The sequence below is a fragment of the Flagellimonas marinaquae genome (assembly GCF_003992675.1).
Taxonomy (GTDB): Bacteria; Bacteroidota; Bacteroidia; order Flavobacteriales; family Flavobacteriaceae; genus Flagellimonas; species Flagellimonas marinaquae.
Genome location: NZ_RZMZ01000015.1, coordinates 814,525 through 829,991 on the forward strand (window position 1 = coordinate 814,525; position 15,467 = coordinate 829,991).

Consider the following 15,467-nt stretch of genomic DNA (forward strand, 5'->3'; position numbering starts at 1 on the left):
AAGTACGCAAACCTGAACCGTATATATAAAAATAGTCTTTATTTAGCAGTGTAATTAAAATTATGGAGTCGGTTAAATCACAGTCCTACGAGGTACATATCAACGAATTGGCAAAAGCAGCTCTGAACCAACATGTTGCCCAAAATAAATATTCCAAGATCTTTCTTTTGGTGGACGAGAACACCAAACTGCATTGCAAGCCCTTGTTTTTGGATATGTTTGAAAGTGCCATTGATGCCGTTCTTGAGATTCCTTCTGGGGAAGAGCACAAGCACATCCATACGTGTTTGCAGCTTTGGGAACAACTCTCCCGTTTGGATGGTGACCGAAAAAGCTTATTGATCAATCTTGGAGGGGGCGTACTCACCGATATGGGCGGTTTTGTGGCCTCTACCTTTAAACGTGGCATCGACTTTATCAACATCCCTACCACCCTGCTCTCCATGGTAGATGCCTCCATTGGAGGAAAGACCGGAGTGGATTTGGGCTCTTTAAAAAATCAGATCGGGGTGATCAACCAGCCCCAAATGGTCCTGGTATTTCCAGAGTTTTTGAAAACACTGGATGAAAGACAGACCAAAAGTGGTTATGCAGAAATGCTAAAACACGGGTTGATTCAGGATAAAGCCTATTGGAACGATTTGACCGAAAACCAGAACTTTACCGATCCTGCCTGCATTCAGAAGTCCATTGCCATTAAAAATGAAGTGGTTCTGCAGGACCCAACCGAACAGGGTTTGCGAAAAATCTTGAATTTTGGCCATACCCTTGGGCACGCCATCGAATCCTATTGCTTGGATAACCCGAACAAGCGGACCCTCCTCCATGGAGAAGCCATTGCCGTGGGGATGATTTTGGAAGGATACCTGTCTCACGAACTCCGCGGATTGTCGAGGCTAGCATTGGATGACATCAAAAAAGGGTTTTTGGCACATTTTGACCGTGTGGATTTTAACGAGGAGGATATCGATGCCATTCTGCAATTGTTGAAATACGATAAGAAAAACTCCCACGGCAACGTAAATTTTGTGCTGCTGCAAGCGATTGGAACTGCTGTTACCGATATAAAAGTTCCTGAGGAATTATTCCCAAAAGCTTTTGCTTACTACGAGGAATAGCTCTTTGATATACTCTTTTTTTGTATTCGCAACTCTTTGATCGTATCAAATTCGAAAATTCCTAGCTTAGGAATAAAGTAATAACTGACCATTATGAAACGAATTTTGATTGACTACAAAAAACTGGACCACGCCGTGGCCGCCAGATTAATCGATGCCTATCCAGATGGTTATGGCGACGACGATATCATCACCATTAAAAAGCCCAATGGCGAGGTGCTGGAAACCGTGGAAGTACGAACAGAGGATACCATCTATTTGGTTAAAATCAGTAAGAGCCTTTCCAACTTTATTGCCAATTTTGATGAAACCATTGAAAAGGAATTGGATAAGGATTTGGTAACCCCTGAATTTGAAGAGGACTCATTTGAAGCATTGGAATCCGCCTCGGAAGAGTTGGAAAGCGAAGACAGTTATTAGTCTACAAGTATCTTTCCCTCAAAATACGAATGTGGTGCGCTTGGTGCCCACTGGTTATAAAACCCAGTGCGCGAACGCTTATTTTTGAACCACTGGCAACCCCTACCCTTTTGAGTGCTTCCTCATCCAAGGAGGCAAAAAGCGTAATAGACGAATCCCGTACGGCCACATATTCGTCAATCAACTCTCTTTTACTGCGCTTATTGGCATTTGAAACAGGAACATACGCATCTTGATCAAAGCCGGGAAACTCGCTTTTATCGTTTCTGGCAATACAAAGCGCCCTATATTGAAAAATCCGTTCCGTATCGAACATGTGCACCAATGCCTCTGCCACGGTCCATTTACCCTCCGCGTAGGCGTAGGTGAGTCTTTCTTCGGGGATTTCTTCCAACAGGGATAGCAAGTCCTGCTTTCCTTGCTTTAATTCATCCAACAAATCAACATTTCCAAGTGCCATCACATACGTATGGTAAAAGGGATTGTATTCCGACGTGGGAAGTTCCGAAAGTAACATCTACGTAAAAGAGATTAAAGCTCGTTGAAAATGGTGTGCATTAGACGACGTTTATCGTTGATGCTCTCCTCCAAGGATATCATGGTCTCGGTCCTGCTAATACCATCGATGTCATCTATTTTAAAGATAATGTTCTTGGCATGCGTGGTATCCCTAGCCCTGATCTTGCAGAAGATATTGAACTTACCCGTGGTAATATGCGCCACGGTAACGTAGGGTATTTGGCTCAATCGCTCCAAAACGAATTTGGTCTGGTGCGTTTTCTCCAAAAATATCCCCACATAGGCTATAAAGGAATAGCCCAATTTAACATAATCAAGTGTAAGCGAAGAACCTTTGATAATACCGGATTCTTCCATTTTTTTGACGCGGACGTGAACCGTACCTGCGGAAATGAGCAATTTCTTTGCGATGTCCGTAAAAGGTGTACGGGTGTTATCGATCAACATATCCAATATCTGGTGATCTATTTCGTCGAGTTTAACTTTATTCATTACATTAAATTTTGCAGCAAAATTAGTTAAAAAAGGAAATTTACGTAATAAAATTGGTTATTTTTTAAATAAAACGCAAGAACCTAAGCCAAACTACTTTTAATTCTTGAATTCTCGAAGTAAATCTAGTATTTCTTGCCGCTCAAAGGAAAAGCCAAAATCCTTGGTATCAATACATTCTATGGTCTGGTGACCATAAAAGCCTTCTAAGACGCCGATTTCCGCAATCTCTGGACGAAAAACTATCGTTTTGCCATCCAATACTTCCTTAAAACGAATTCCCACGGACTGTTCAATTGCAAAGGCATCATTGACCAGCTTTGGATTTTTGACCAGGACATCAAAAAACAGTTTGTAGTTATTAGGTATCGAAAAATAATCATCAGTCTTAAACATTTCTATTTCCTCCTTGGCAATCGTGAGCAAGGCTTCTACTAATGAAATAAAAATAAATTCCCGTGTTTTCTCGCGCTCATAATCATTGGGGAAATGTCCTGCCTCGAACAATACCGTAGGCACTCCCAACATTTGAAACGTATCCCCAACACAATTGTCATTAAAACCATCGTCATATCTTCCCACCTGCCCTGGAATGATGTTTTGTAAACGACGGTTCATAGCGACAATCAATTTCATGGCCATCTCCCTATTGGGCGTAATGTCCCGTTCTGGTTTGCTTGCCGGGGATAAAAAGGAAACTGTCGCGGGACGGTTGTTTTGTCCTGCGCTAAACAAAGTTCTTTGGTCATGTAGATTAAAACAGAAATCGGGCTGGAATGCATCAAACAACTGCCGTAAGGCAATACTTTCCGGTTGACTCAAGTTTTTGGCATCCCGGTTCAAGTCGATTTCGTTGTTGTTTTCCCGCGTGTAGGCTGCTGCGCCGTCTGGGTTGAGCATAGGAACTACCATTAGCGTACACTTCTGCAGAATTTCTACAGCCATTTTGTCCTCTGATTCCAGAAAATTGACCATATCCCAGACGGCTTTGGTGGTAGTGGATTCATTCCCGTGCATTTGCGACCACATGAGTATTTTTTTTGGTCCCTTACCCAGTGTAAAAGCGTGCAGTGCTATTCCCTTAACTGAATTTCCGATTGGAATCAGTGGTGAGCGCACTTTTTCAAAACATCCTTGAATGGAATCAGCATTGATATATCGGCCTTTTATGGACTTTTCTTTATAAAGGGAATGTTCTTGCATGTATCGTTTGAATTAAAGTTTACAAAAGTAACCATCCCTATTTTTACAATTGTAAACAAAAATGTGAACAATCAAAATACATTTGTATCAGTTCCGAGCTGTGCTGCAACCATCTATTACACATATGTAAACAGAATTTACTTTAAATGATATAAAATACTACTTTTCAACGTATTAATTGTTGTTAATTAAACTAATAGTTTATTTATTGATGTTGTTATTAGTAAACCATATAAGCCATTTCAAACAATTCGATTATCTTTGAAGTATATAAATTTACATTTGTGAACAAAGATATTGTTGCCAGAATAGAACAGGTTATTGACTATTTAGAACTGTCCGTTTCAGCCTTTGCCGATGAGATTGGTGTACAGCGGTCCAGTATCTCTCATTTGCTCAATGGCAGAAACAAGCCTAGTTTGGATTTCATCATGAAACTGGTAACCACCTACCCTGAGGTAGATTTATATTGGTTGTTGAAAGGAGAAGGAAATTTTCCAAAAGACGAGTCTAGTCCCGAGAAATCAAAAAATGAACAGAGAGAAGATATTTTTCCAGAAAAATTGATTCCTGATAACCCAGAACTAGATTTCCCTTCTCCTTCCAAAAAAACCGTTGTAGCGGGAGAGCCTAACAAAATCGTGTTTTTCTATCCTGACGGAACTTTTAAGACGTTTCGCGCAAAAAAGGATTGATGGTTTCACGTTCTTTCCGTTACTTTGTACTCATGATAAGACGTCTATTTTCTTCCCTAGTTATTGTATTCATGTTCGCATGTGGCCAGCCTCCTGAGCGGAATTGTAAAGATTTTAAGACCGGCTCCTTCTCCTTTAAGGCCAATATCAATGGAGAAGAAAAGGAAACAGTGTTTCGGAGGACGGAAAAAATGGAAATAGATGAGTTTGAAGGTAAGATAGATTCTTCGTCCATCCGTTGGATCAACGATTGTGAATATATCCTGAAAAATCTGAACCCAAAGAACAAGGCCGAGGAGAGACCTATCCATATCAAAATACTCACCACCTCTGATTCCTCCTACACCTTTGAGTACAACATTGTAGGCGAGAATAAAAAATTTAAGGGTACCGCGGAAAAAATCGAAGATTAGGGCGCTGCCTTTTCCCCGATTTGCTCTCAGCACATGCTAATTAGGCCGTTGGTAAGCCAAATCTGGACTGGATTCTTTGTGTTTTTCAAACAATCTTTGTTGCTGTTTAACGGTAAGCGTGCTTCCATCATGGCTCCATCCGGGAGGGCCAAAAATATACATGAGCTTGTGGGATAGTTTTTTGGATTTTTTGACATCGTTCCAAATATCTTTGAATTCATGCGTCAAAATCACCACAGGATTATAAGAGTTGGGCGCATGGATGACCCCATATTTCACATCAATATCATCATCCAACTCTTTCCAAGTTCCAAATATTTTGTCAAATATATTCAAGAACCCTCCATGGTTTTTATCCAAATACTCCACATTCTGGGCATGATGTACTTGGTGCATGGTGTGGGTGTTGAAGATTTTTTCCAAAAATCCAAGTTTAGGAACATAAACGGTATGTAATTGAAACTGCCACAAAGCCTCTATTCCAAGGCACACCAAAACCATTTCTGGGGGAAAACCGATGGCAGGCATCCAAATATAAAAGAAGGGCTTGTACAAAATGGTGAACCAGCCGTTGCGAATGGCAGTTCCCAAATTAAAATTATCCGAGGAATGGTGAACAATATGAGCGGCCCACAAAATGCGGACTTCGTGGTTGGCTCGATGGAACCAATAGTAGGTGAAATCGTCTGCCAATTGGCACAAAATCCAAACGTACCAGGCATACCCAAAAGAAGCATAGCCCATAATGTTGGTACGTACCCCATCAACCACGGGATTAAAAATTTCATACGTCCCTTCAAAAAGCAGTATGGCAAAGGCAACCTTGAACAAGGGCCCCAAAATCGCGGAACCTATTCCCATAAAACCACTCGCAGCGAGATCTTTCCAATTATAAAGTTCGTCGTGATCGTGAGTTTTGCTATAAGTTAATTCCAGTAATATAAAGGCAATGAATACTGGCACGCCATAGACCAGGGGGTTTGTAAAGTCCATAAAGAAATTTTAAGCAATGTGTGCTTTTGACATGTGTAATTCTAAACGAGCAAATTAACCATAAAAAGCTTTAAAACAAAGTAGTTTGATCGGAACCGTCATTCTTTGTATCAATATCGCTATCATCATTGTCTATTTGTTCTTCGTCCACTACTTCCATATCCTCTGCCCTAGTTTCTTCGGGTTCTTCATATGGTAGCGGGTTTAGAATATTAATACTTTTTACCTTTTCAGGAGTCAGCTGATTACCAATGGCTTTTATTCCTTTTACAGTTATAAACTCCTCTACATTTACTTCCAAATTGGGTTTGGGGTCTTTCCCCCTCGGTTTTATGAACTCGATCTCGAGCATGGGCCTCCAATCCGTGGATACCAACTCTAAATAGGACTTTGGGTCCTCATCGATGACCAATTCCTCCTTGTTGGGGTTTTCGATTAAGAATCGTTTGAGGTAAAAACGTTCCTTGTCCCCTACATAATGCACCACAGAAATAGGTTTTTGGGGGTTCCATTTCTCCAGTATGATCATGTCATCGTTAAATCGGGTAAGCAAATCTGGTGGAATGGTCTTGACCATGCCTTTTTGATCTACGACCAACAGAAGGTCATCTCCTTTAAACTCCCCAAGCAGTTCGCCCCTTCCGTCCACATTCAAGCGGTTGACCACATCATCAAACCAAATTTTTCTTGGTTTAAGGGTCGAAACGCCCTTTTCTTTGAGTTCGATGCGCTTTATGGCGTATTTCGTAACCAAATTCCCTTTGGAGCTTCGCCCTTTGATCAACACATCGGAGAAGTCAAGGTCCCATTTCAATTTTTTGATGCTTCCCGACTGACGCAGCATCACGGTCACTACTTCTGCTTCGCCATTGGGATTGGCCGAAAAGTAGAGGACTTCGGAAGTGGGTTTGTCCCCGGCAAGCTCGTATATCTTGTCCCGTGTCATACTCGTAACGTTGAATCGTTTCACATAACTCGGTCCGCCCTTCATACTTTTGTAAATCATATTGTAGGTAGTCCGCTTGTCCTTCTTTTTAAACACGGCTACGTGGATGATATTTTTCCCCACAAACACCTTGGAATCCACCTTGGTTACCATCATTTCCCCTTTTTGGGTAAAGACGATAATATCATCAATATCACTACAATCCGTTACATATTCGTCACGTTTTAAGGAAGTTCCAATAAAGCCCTCTTCCCTGTTCACGTATAATTTGGTGTTTCGAATAACCACTTTAGTGGCTTCGATATCATCAAATATTCTAATCTCGGATTTGCGTTCCCTACCCTCGCCGTATTTCTTTTTAAGCTCCTTGAAATAAGCAATGGCATAGTCTACCAAATGTTCCAAATGATGCTTGGTCTCGGCAATTCTTTCTTCCAGACTATCGATAAGCTGTTGTGCTTTCTCCAGATCGAACTTTGAGATCCGTTTGATGCGGATTTCGGTCAACCGAACAATATCGTCTCTGGTGACTTCTCGTTTTAAATGGGAAATATGTGGCTTCAACCCTTTGTCGATGGCAGCTATAACGCCTTCCCAGGTTTCCTCCTCCTCAATGTCCCGATAAATCCTATTTTCGATAAAAATGCGCTCCAAGGAAGCAAAATGCCATTGTTCCTCAAGTTCGTTCAATTGTATTTCAAGTTCTGCTTTAAGTAGTTCAACGGTGTTGTCCGTTGAACGCTCCAGCATTTCCTTGACTCCTATAAATAAAGGCTTGTTATCTTCTATGACACAGCCCAATGGCGAAATGGAACTTTCGCAAGCCGTGAAGGCGTAGAGTGCATCTATCGTCTTGTCCGGAGAGATTCCATTGGGCAAATGCACTAAAATCTCTACTTCGGCTGCAGTGTTGTCCTCTATCCTTTTGATTTTGATTTTCCCCTTATCGTTAGCCTTTAGGATGGAATCAATTAAAGAGGATGTATTGGTGCCGTAGGGTATTTCGTTGATGACCAAGGTGTTCTTGTCCAGCGTGGATATTTTGGCACGAACCCTAATTTTTCCACCACGCATCCCATCATTATAGTTGGTGACATCAATGATGCCCGCCGTAGGAAAATCGGGCACTAAAGTGAATCGCTTCCCTTTCAGATGTTTAATGGAAGCATCGATGAGCTCGATGAAATTGTGCGGCAATATTTTGGTAGATAGACCAACGGCAATTCCTTCTGCTCCTTGTGCTAGCAGAAGCGGGAATTTAACGGGAAGATGAACAGGTTCTTTTTTTCGACCGTCATACGAAAGCTGCCAATCCGTAATCTTTGGGCTGTACACCACTTCGAGGGCAAATTTTGATAATCTGGCCTCTATGTAACGAGAGGCTGCTGCCCCATCCCCTGTTAATATGTTTCCCCAGTTCCCTTGGGTGTCGATAAGGAGGTCTTTTTGGCCCAATTGCACCATAGCGTCGGCGATACTGGCATCCCCATGTGGGTGATATTGCATGGTATGACCTACCACGTTGGCCACTTTGTTGTAGCGTCCGTCATCCAACTCCTTGAGGGCATGCATGATGCGGCGTTGAACGGGCTTGAATCCATCTTCGATGGCTGGTACGGCACGTTCCAAGATTACGTAGGAAGCGTAATCCAAAAACCAATCTTTGTACATCCCGGTGACCTTCACCAGGCTATCTTGCGACTCGTCTTGGTTTTCTAAACTTTCATCGTTCAGTTCTTCGTTCTCTTCCATTTAGAAAGGCGGCATTTATTTGGGTTGTAGTTGGTTTTCTTCAACGAGGTCAAGTTCCACTTTAAGATTGTTTATGATGAAATCTTGTCTATCCGGCGTATTTTTGCCCATGTAAAATTTCAGCAGGGCGTCAATGCTCATGGCCTTGTCGAGCATTACAGGTTCCAAACGGATATCATCACCAATAAAGTTTTTGAACTCGTCCGGGGAAATTTCGCCCAATCCCTTAAATCGGGTAATTTCTGGTTTTCCGGAGAGTTTCTCAATGGCCTGTCTTCTTTCCTCTTCACTGTAACAGTAAATGGTCTCTTTTTTATTTCGGACCCTAAACAATGGGGTTTGGAGGATATATAAGTGGTTTTCCTTGATCAACTCAGGGAAAAATTGTAAAAAGAAAGTAATCAAGAGCAAACGGATGTGCATTCCGTCCACATCGGCATCCGTAGCAATCACAATATTATTGTAACGAAGGTCTTCCATGGAATCTTCAATGTTCAACGCTGCTTGCAATAGATTGAACTCTTCGTTCTCGTACACGATTTTTTTGGACATCCCGTAGGAGTTCAAGGGCTTTCCGCGAAGACTGAACACAGCCTGCGTATTTACATCCCGTGATTTGGTGATGGAACCGGATGCAGAGTCACCCTCGGTAATGAAGAGTGTAGTCTCCAACCGCCTGTCCTTTTTCATATCCTGCAGGTGAATGCGGCAATCACGCAGTTTTTTATTGTGGAGACTGGCCTTTTTGGCTCGTTCCCGGGCCAATTTACGAATGCCCGAAAGTTCCTTGCGTTCCTTTTCGGCCTGCACTATTTTCTTTTGAAGAGCTTCCGCCGTTTGCGGATTCTTGTGCAGATAATTGTCCAATTGGGTACCAACAAAGTCGTTGATGAAGGTTCTTACGGTAGGTAAGTCCCCTCCCATATCGGTAGAACCCAATTTGGTCTTGGTCTGACTTTCAAAAACGGGCTCCATTACTTTGATGGAAACTGCGGATATAATGGATTTCCTCACATCCGAAGCGTCGTAATTTTTACCATAAAAGTCACGGATGGTCTTAACCACGGCTTCTCGAAATGCAGATTGGTGCGTTCCTCCTTGGGTGGTGTGCTGTCCATTCACAAAGGAATGATACTCCTCGCTGTACTGGGTCTTGCTGTGGGTCATGGCCACCTCAATATCATCCCCTTTTAAGTGAATGATAGGGTACAGAAAGTCATCCTCGTTATTGTTGTCCTCCAACAAATCCTTAAGGCCATTTTCTGAATAGAATTTTTCACCATTGAAAACGATGGTGAGGCCTGGATTGAGATAAACGTAGTTTCTGAGCATGCGTTCCACATACTCGTTTCGGTATTTGTATTTTTTGAAGATGGTTTCGTCGGGCGTAAAACTGACCTTGGTTCCCTTTCTTCTGGATGATTCTTCCAAAAATTCTTCATTGATCAGGTTTCCCGTTTCAAATTCGGCCGACTTGGATTTTCCTTCCCTATAGGATTCTACACGAAAATATGCGGAAAGTGCATTTACGGCCTTGGTCCCTACCCCGTTCAATCCTACGGACTTTTTAAATGCTCGGGTATCGTACTTGCCCCCTGTATTCATTTTGGAGACCACGTCCACCACCTTTCCTAAAGGAATGCCCCGGCCATAATCACGAACGTGGACGGTGTTATCTTTAATATTGATTTCGATGGTCTTTCCAGCTCCCATCACAAATTCATCGATACAGTTATCGATGACCTCTTTGAGAAGAATGTAAATACCGTCGTCCGCAGAGGAACCATCTCCCAATTTTCCAATGTACATCCCGGGACGCATGCGAATATGCTCCTTCCAATCGAGCGAACGGATATTATCCTCAGTATATTGGGTGTCTGCCATTAGTAAAGGGTTAATCCTTGCAATATAAAATTTCGGAGCAAAAATAAAAGGGTACGACACAGAAAGTAATCAACAATAAAAAATGGATATTGTTAATATAAATCAGGCTTTAGCACGCTTTTTACTTTGAACGGAGAGGTAGGTTACTCCAAAAATCACAATGGACATTCCGGCTAATTGCCAATAGGTCAGTTTTTCATCCAAAAATACATAGGCCAACAAAATGGTGGAAACTGGCCCCAAACTTCCTAAAATTGAAAAATTGGAGGCGCCCAAGCGCTCAATGGCCGCGGATACCAGAAACGAGGGAATCAACGTGGCAAAAATGGCCATGGCCAGTCCATAAGCATAAACTTGCCAAGGATACTCCATAAATCCCCAGTCACCAGCAAACAGATAATGTATCACAATGCAAAAGGTGGAAACGATCATAGCGTAACAAGTAAAACGGAGCACGCCAAATTTGGGAATCAACCAACCACTGCCCACCAAATAGGAAGCGTAGGTGATGGCGCTGAGCAGTACCAGAAAACCGCCTACCAAAACTTCGTTTCCGCCAACATCCAGTTCGTCCCAAAAGGTGATGAGCACACCCAAATAGGTAATCAATATGGCAATGGTCTGGACTTTGGTTATTTTTTGTTTGAAGGCGAGCCAACTCAAAAACACGACAATGGTGGGGTACACGAACAAGATGATGCGCTCTAGTCCCGCCTTGATGTAATTCAATCCCAAAAAATCGAAGTAGCTGGCCAAATAATAGCCCACAAAGCCAAACAAAAAGAGCCATACATAATCTTTTGTGCCGATGATCATATTAGCTGTCTTTTTCCGAATCAAAAAGAGAATGAAAATATAAAACGGCAAGGAGAAGATCATGCGAAATAGGAGCAGGTCCAACGTATCTACATCGTAACCATAGGCCAGCTTTACCATCACGGCCTTGGAAGAAAACAACACCACTCCCAAAACCCCGTACAAAACGCCTAAACTTTTATTGGACATGCCACAAATCTAGACCTTGTCCGAAACTTGAAAAACTGAAAAATGGATGGATTACAATGTTCAAGGACTACACATTGAACCTAAAGTGCATCACATCACCGTCTTTTACGATGTATTCTTTGCCCTCTACCCTCATGCGGCCGGCTTCTTTGACCTTGGCTTCGCTACCGTATTTCACATAATCGTCGTACGAGATGACCTCTGCACGGATAAAGCCTTTTTCAAAATCAGTGTGAATGACCCCAGCAGCTTGTGGAGCGGTTGCACCAACGGGAATGGTCCAGGCGCGGACTTCTTTGACGCCTGCTGTAAAATAGGTTTCCAAATTGAGCAGTTTATAGGCGCCGCGTATAAGTTTGGCAGAACCTGGCTCTGAAAGTCCCAAATCCTCCAAAAACATTTGGCGCTCTTCGTAAGTTTCCAATTCAGTAATGTCAGCCTCGGTGCCCACAGCAAGAAAAATGACCTCTGCATTTTCATTGGCCACGGCCGCCTTTACTTTTTCCACATACGCGTTACCCTTTGTGGCGGATTCTTCATCTACATTACAGACGTACATTACAGGTTTGTCGGTAATCAACTGCATCGGCTTTACAAATTCTTCCCAGTCATCCTCACTTAAGGTAATGGCACGAACAGACGTACCGGCCTCCAAGCCTTCCTTTAGGGCCATCAGCACTGTCTCTTCTTTTTGAGCCTCCTTGTTGCCGGTTTTGGCAGCACGCTTTACTTTATCGAGTTTTTTCTCAACGCTCTCCAAATCCTTCAATTGAAGTTCCATATCGATGGTTTCCTTGTCCCGAATAGGGTCTACGGAACCATCCACGTGTACTACATTATCGTTGTCAAAGCAACGAAGTACGTGAAGAATGGCGTCGGTTTCGCGAATATTTCCCAAAAATTGGTTTCCCAGTCCTTCGCCTTTGCTGGCCCCTTTTACCAAACCGGCAATATCCACAATCTCCACAGTGGCAGGCACCACTCGTTCTGGATTTACCAATTCCTCCAGTTTCTCCAACCGCTGGTCGGGCACATTCACCACCCCAATGTTGGGCTCAATGGTACAAAAAGGGAAATTGGCGCTCTGTGCCTTTGCGTTGGACAAACAGTTAAAAAGAGTCGACTTTCCGACGTTGGGCAATCCTACGATACCTGCTTTCATCTAATTACGTTGTATTTTTAAGGCTGCAAATATAAGGTGAAGTTTTGGTACCGGCCATTAGTAATTTCGGAGCAATAGATAGAAACTCACTATGAATACCGCCATGATGCCCAAGATGGCCACCAAGGACAGAATGCAGCCCAATTGTTTCCAAATTCCGTTATATTCCTTTTCTTTTTCTTGCATAAAAAAACCCCGAACTAAGGTTCAGGGCTAAAATTAATGTTTTTTATGGCTTAACCATCGGGATGCATAAATTTTTGCTTGCCCAACAGTTCTTCTTCTGTTTCCACATGGTCTTCATCGGGAACGCAACAATCCACTGGGCATACCGCCGCGCATTGTGGTTCTTCGTGAAAGCCTTGACATTCCGTGCATTTGTCAGGAACTATATAATAAATCTCATCACTAACTGGCTCTTGGACTTCGTCGGCATTTACTTCTTTCCCGTTTGGAAGTACAACATCGCCCTTCAGCGAGGTTCCCTCACTATATCTCCATTCATCTGCACCTTCGTAAATAGCGGTGTTTGGGCATTCTGGCTCGCAGGCACCGCAATTGATGCACTCATCTGTTATAATAATTGCCATAATTTTCTTTTCCTTTAGGGCTGATTTTTATCAGCATGCTTACTTTTGACAAAAATAAACCCTAGTAAATTAGTGTACAAATTTAATGGCACCAGATACAAATACCATAAAACCTTTTGTTAAACTTGGAGAATTCCTAACGGATTTTTGTGATACTTATTACCGCAACAAGCAGGAAACCAATGCCGAACTAAAAGAGGTCATTGTGACGGCAGGGCATCAAAATGGCTGGTTTACGGAAGATAACCTGTTGTTTGCCCTACAACAATGGGGCACTTTGCTCACCGAAAAAAACATCATGGACTGGATGTCCCGCTATTCGTTCAATCCAGACAAGCAGCCGAAAAACATCGGTATTGTGATGGCCGGAAACATCCCTCTAGTCGGTTTTCATGATTTTTTGTGCGTAGTGTTATCGGGCAATAGGGTCTTGGCCAAACAATCCTCCAACGATAAGCTACTCCTGCCCTACCTGGTAAGGTTCTTAGTGGAACAGGAGCCTTCCTTTTCCGATAAGATCAGCTTTGTGGACGATAAACTCAAAGATTTTGACGCTGTGATTGCCACGGGAAGCAACAATACCAGCCGTTATTTTGAATACTATTTTGGAAAAAAACCGAACATCATCCGAAAAAATAGAAATTCGATAGCTGTATTGACCGGAAGGGAAAGTCAGGAGCAATTGAACGCCTTGGGAGCAGATATTTTTCGATATTATGGTCTCGGTTGCCGCAATGTATCCAAGATCTTTGTGCCCAAAGGTTACGATTTTGATGTATTGTTCAAGGCCCTATACCCCTACAAGGACATCATCAACCAGCATAAATATGCCAATAATTACGACTACAATAAGGCGGTTTATCTGATGAGCGAATTCAACATTCTGGACAACGGCTTTTTGATTTTGAAGGAAGACGAAGCCTTGGCCTCTCCTATCTCAGTGTTGTTTTATTCCTATTATGACAACGAGTCCAAATTGATGGAACAATTGGGTGGAATGGAAGAACAAATCCAATGTATGGTCTCCAAAGGCTTACATGACGACCATGTCGGATTTGGTGAGACCCAAAAGCCAAGTTTGACCGACTATGCGGACGGAATCGACACGATGGAGTTTCTGCTTCAACTTTAATCAAATCCTAAGCTTGGAAAACGTTCCTTTATCCAACATTTTTTTAGACCTTTAACCCCTAAACCAAGGAAATGAAAAAGCATAATTTTAGCGCAGGTCCCTGCATTTTGCCCGCAGAGGTGATGCAAAAAGCTTCCGAAGCCGTTTTGGAACTGGATGGCATTGGACTTTCTCTTATAGAAATCTCTCACCGCAGCAAAGAGTTTGTCGCCATTATGGAAAAGGCTCGTGCTTTGGCACTGGAACTCTTAGGCCTTGAAGGCAAGGGGTATCAGGCACTGTTTCTGCAAGGTGGTGCAAGCATGCAGTTTTTAATGGCTGCCTATAACCTTTTGGATACCAAGGCAGGCTACGTGAATACAGGAACGTGGAGCCAAAAAGCGATAAAGGAAGCTCGTCTGTTCGGTGAAGTGGTTGAAGTGGCCTCCTCACAGGAAGATAATTTTAAGTATATCCCAAAGGGATATGATATCCCATCAGATCTTGATTATTTGCATTTGACCTCCAACAATACCATTTATGGAACGCAAATCAAGGAATTCCCTAAAACCGATGTGCCTTTGGTGTGCGATATGAGCTCCGACATCTTTTCCAGACAATTGGATTTTTCCCAGTTTGATTTAATCTATGCAGGAGCACAGAAAAATATGGGTCCTGCCGGAACCACCCTAGTCGTAGTGAAAGAAGATATTCTGGGCAAGGTATCCCGCAAAATCCCATCCATGATGGATTATTCCGTGCATGTGGCCAAGGAAAGCATGTTCAATACCCCTCCCGTTTTCGCGGTATACGTCTCTATGCTAACCATGCAATGGCTGAAAGACTTGGGCGGAATAGCCGCAATCGAAGAAATCAACGAGCGTAAGGCCAATCTTATTTATTCCGAAATTGAACTCAACCCAGTTTTCTACGGAATTGCGGCCAAAGAAGACCGCTCGATTATGAACGCCACCTTTAATATTACCGATGATGAACTCAAGGACGTTTTTGATGATATGTGCAAGGAAGCCGGAATAAGTGGGATCAACGGTCACCGATCTGTAGGTGGTTACAGGGCTTCCATGTACAACGCATTGCCTATGGAAAGTGTAGGAGTTCTAGTAGACATTATGAGTGAATTGGAAAAGAAAGGATAGTCTAAAT

The 15,467-nt window shown here is 42.7% G+C and carries 16 protein-coding genes; 6 read left to right on the forward strand and 10 right to left on the reverse strand.

Annotation, left to right across the window (positions count from 1 at the left end; all coding sequences use genetic code 11):
* Positions 1-62: 62 nt before the first annotated feature.
* Both aroB and EO130_RS13075 read left to right on the forward strand, forming a co-directional pair.
* Positions 63-1,118 (forward strand): 3-dehydroquinate synthase, encoded by a 1,056-nt coding sequence (gene aroB, locus EO130_RS13070; RefSeq protein WP_127141948.1) that lies wholly within the window; start codon positions 63-65, stop codon positions 1,116-1,118.
* Positions 1,119-1,211: 93 nt separating this feature from the next.
* Complete coding sequence (locus EO130_RS13075) at positions 1,212-1,538, forward strand: hypothetical protein (protein WP_127141949.1); 327 nt, start codon at positions 1,212-1,214, stop codon at positions 1,536-1,538.
* A 1-nt stretch (position 1,539) separates the two neighbouring features.
* Here the strand turns inward: EO130_RS13075 and EO130_RS13080 are convergent, their stop codons facing one another.
* The 3 genes from EO130_RS13080 to EO130_RS13090 form a co-directional block, all read right to left on the reverse strand.
* Positions 1,540-2,055 carry a DinB family protein gene (locus EO130_RS13080; RefSeq protein WP_127141950.1) on the reverse strand — a complete coding sequence of 172 codons (516 nt, stop codon included), beginning with the start codon at positions 2,053-2,055 and terminating at the stop codon, positions 1,540-1,542.
* 14 nt (positions 2,056-2,069) lie between these two features.
* Entirely contained in the window at positions 2,070-2,549 is a 480-nt protein-coding gene (locus EO130_RS13085) for an Lrp/AsnC family transcriptional regulator (protein WP_127141951.1), read from the reverse strand.
* Between the two features lie 99 nt (positions 2,550-2,648).
* A complete protein-coding gene (locus tag EO130_RS13090; protein ID WP_127141952.1) occupies positions 2,649-3,752 on the reverse strand; it encodes a M14 family metallopeptidase in 1,104 nt (367 codons plus the stop codon).
* A gap of 284 nt (positions 3,753-4,036) precedes the next feature.
* Here EO130_RS13090 and EO130_RS13095 point away from each other — a divergent pair, with 284 nt between their 5' ends.
* Together EO130_RS13095 and EO130_RS13100 are read left to right on the forward strand one after the other, a co-directional pair.
* Positions 4,037-4,447: a helix-turn-helix transcriptional regulator gene (locus tag EO130_RS13095; protein WP_127141953.1), complete on the forward strand. Its 411-nt coding sequence runs from the start codon at positions 4,037-4,039 to the stop codon at positions 4,445-4,447.
* A 32-nt stretch (positions 4,448-4,479) separates the two neighbouring features.
* Positions 4,480-4,860 (forward strand): DNA topoisomerase IV, encoded by a 381-nt coding sequence (locus tag EO130_RS13100; protein WP_127142093.1) that lies wholly within the window; start codon positions 4,480-4,482, stop codon positions 4,858-4,860.
* A 36-nt stretch (positions 4,861-4,896) separates the two neighbouring features.
* Here the strand turns inward: EO130_RS13100 and EO130_RS13105 are convergent, their stop codons facing one another.
* The 7 genes from EO130_RS13105 to EO130_RS13130 all read right to left on the reverse strand — a co-directional run bounded on the left by EO130_RS13105 (position 4,897) and on the right by EO130_RS13130 (position 13,192).
* A complete protein-coding gene (locus EO130_RS13105) occupies positions 4,897-5,853 on the reverse strand; it encodes a sterol desaturase family protein (RefSeq protein ID WP_127141954.1) in 957 nt (318 codons plus the stop codon).
* A gap of 70 nt (positions 5,854-5,923) precedes the next feature.
* Complete coding sequence (locus EO130_RS13110) at positions 5,924-8,551, reverse strand: DNA gyrase/topoisomerase IV subunit A (RefSeq protein ID WP_127141955.1); 2,628 nt, start codon at positions 8,549-8,551, stop codon at positions 5,924-5,926.
* A 15-nt stretch (positions 8,552-8,566) separates the two neighbouring features.
* Entirely contained in the window at positions 8,567-10,435 is a 1,869-nt protein-coding gene (locus EO130_RS13115) for a DNA topoisomerase IV subunit B (protein ID WP_127141956.1), read from the reverse strand.
* Positions 10,436-10,537: 102 nt separating this feature from the next.
* Positions 10,538-11,440, reverse strand: coding sequence for a DMT family transporter (locus EO130_RS13120; protein WP_127141957.1), 903 nt, complete (start codon positions 11,438-11,440; stop codon positions 10,538-10,540).
* 67 nt (positions 11,441-11,507) lie between these two features.
* Positions 11,508-12,602, reverse strand: coding sequence for a redox-regulated ATPase YchF (gene ychF / locus EO130_RS13125; protein WP_127141958.1), 1,095 nt, complete (start codon positions 12,600-12,602; stop codon positions 11,508-11,510).
* Between the two features lie 57 nt (positions 12,603-12,659).
* On the reverse strand, positions 12,660-12,788 hold the full coding sequence (locus EO130_RS15650) for a hypothetical protein (protein WP_262707328.1): 129 nt from the start codon (positions 12,786-12,788) through the stop codon (positions 12,660-12,662).
* A 50-nt stretch (positions 12,789-12,838) separates the two neighbouring features.
* Positions 12,839-13,192 carry a 4Fe-4S dicluster domain-containing protein gene (locus EO130_RS13130; RefSeq protein WP_127141959.1) on the reverse strand — a complete coding sequence of 118 codons (354 nt, stop codon included), beginning with the start codon at positions 13,190-13,192 and terminating at the stop codon, positions 12,839-12,841.
* An 85-nt stretch (positions 13,193-13,277) separates the two neighbouring features.
* Between EO130_RS13130 and EO130_RS13135 the strand changes: the two genes are divergently transcribed.
* The gene (locus EO130_RS13135; protein WP_127141960.1) at positions 13,278-14,324 is read left to right on the forward strand and encodes an acyl-CoA reductase; all 1,047 of its coding nucleotides are present in this window, start codon (positions 13,278-13,280) and stop codon (positions 14,322-14,324) included.
* A gap of 71 nt (positions 14,325-14,395) precedes the next feature.
* Positions 14,396-15,460, forward strand: coding sequence for a 3-phosphoserine/phosphohydroxythreonine transaminase (gene serC / locus EO130_RS13140; protein ID WP_127141961.1), 1,065 nt, complete (start codon positions 14,396-14,398; stop codon positions 15,458-15,460).
* Positions 15,461-15,467 lie beyond the last annotated feature (7 nt).

Bases quoted from the DNA above. Each gene is read 5' to 3' on its own strand.
- aroB (WP_127141948.1), top strand. From the start codon at position 63: ATGGAGTCGGTTAAATCACAGTCCTACGAGGTACATATCAACGAATTG.
- EO130_RS13075 (WP_127141949.1), top strand. From the start codon at position 1,212: ATGAAACGAATTTTGATTGACTACAAAAAACTGGACCACGCCGTGGCC.
- EO130_RS13080 (WP_127141950.1), bottom strand. From the start codon at position 2,055: ATGTTACTTTCGGAACTTCCCACGTCGGAATACAATCCCTTTTACCAT.
- EO130_RS13085 (WP_127141951.1), bottom strand. From the start codon at position 2,549: ATGAATAAAGTTAAACTCGACGAAATAGATCACCAGATATTGGATATG.
- EO130_RS13090 (WP_127141952.1), bottom strand. From the start codon at position 3,752: ATGCAAGAACATTCCCTTTATAAAGAAAAGTCCATAAAAGGCCGATAT.
- EO130_RS13100 (WP_127142093.1), top strand. From the start codon at position 4,480: ATGATAAGACGTCTATTTTCTTCCCTAGTTATTGTATTCATGTTCGCA.
- EO130_RS13105 (WP_127141954.1), bottom strand. From the start codon at position 5,853: ATGGACTTTACAAACCCCCTGGTCTATGGCGTGCCAGTATTCATTGCC.
- EO130_RS13110 (WP_127141955.1), bottom strand. From the start codon at position 8,551: ATGGAAGAGAACGAAGAACTGAACGATGAAAGTTTAGAAAACCAAGAC.
- EO130_RS13115 (WP_127141956.1), bottom strand. From the start codon at position 10,435: ATGGCAGACACCCAATATACTGAGGATAATATCCGTTCGCTCGATTGG.
- EO130_RS13120 (WP_127141957.1), bottom strand. From the start codon at position 11,440: ATGTCCAATAAAAGTTTAGGCGTTTTGTACGGGGTTTTGGGAGTGGTG.
- ychF (WP_127141958.1), bottom strand. From the start codon at position 12,602: ATGAAAGCAGGTATCGTAGGATTGCCCAACGTCGGAAAGTCGACTCTT.
- EO130_RS15650 (WP_262707328.1), bottom strand. From the start codon at position 12,788: ATGCAAGAAAAAGAAAAGGAATATAACGGAATTTGGAAACAATTGGGC.
- EO130_RS13130 (WP_127141959.1), bottom strand. From the start codon at position 13,192: ATGGCAATTATTATAACAGATGAGTGCATCAATTGCGGTGCCTGCGAG.
- EO130_RS13135 (WP_127141960.1), top strand. From the start codon at position 13,278: ATGGCACCAGATACAAATACCATAAAACCTTTTGTTAAACTTGGAGAA.
- serC (WP_127141961.1), top strand. From the start codon at position 14,396: ATGAAAAAGCATAATTTTAGCGCAGGTCCCTGCATTTTGCCCGCAGAG.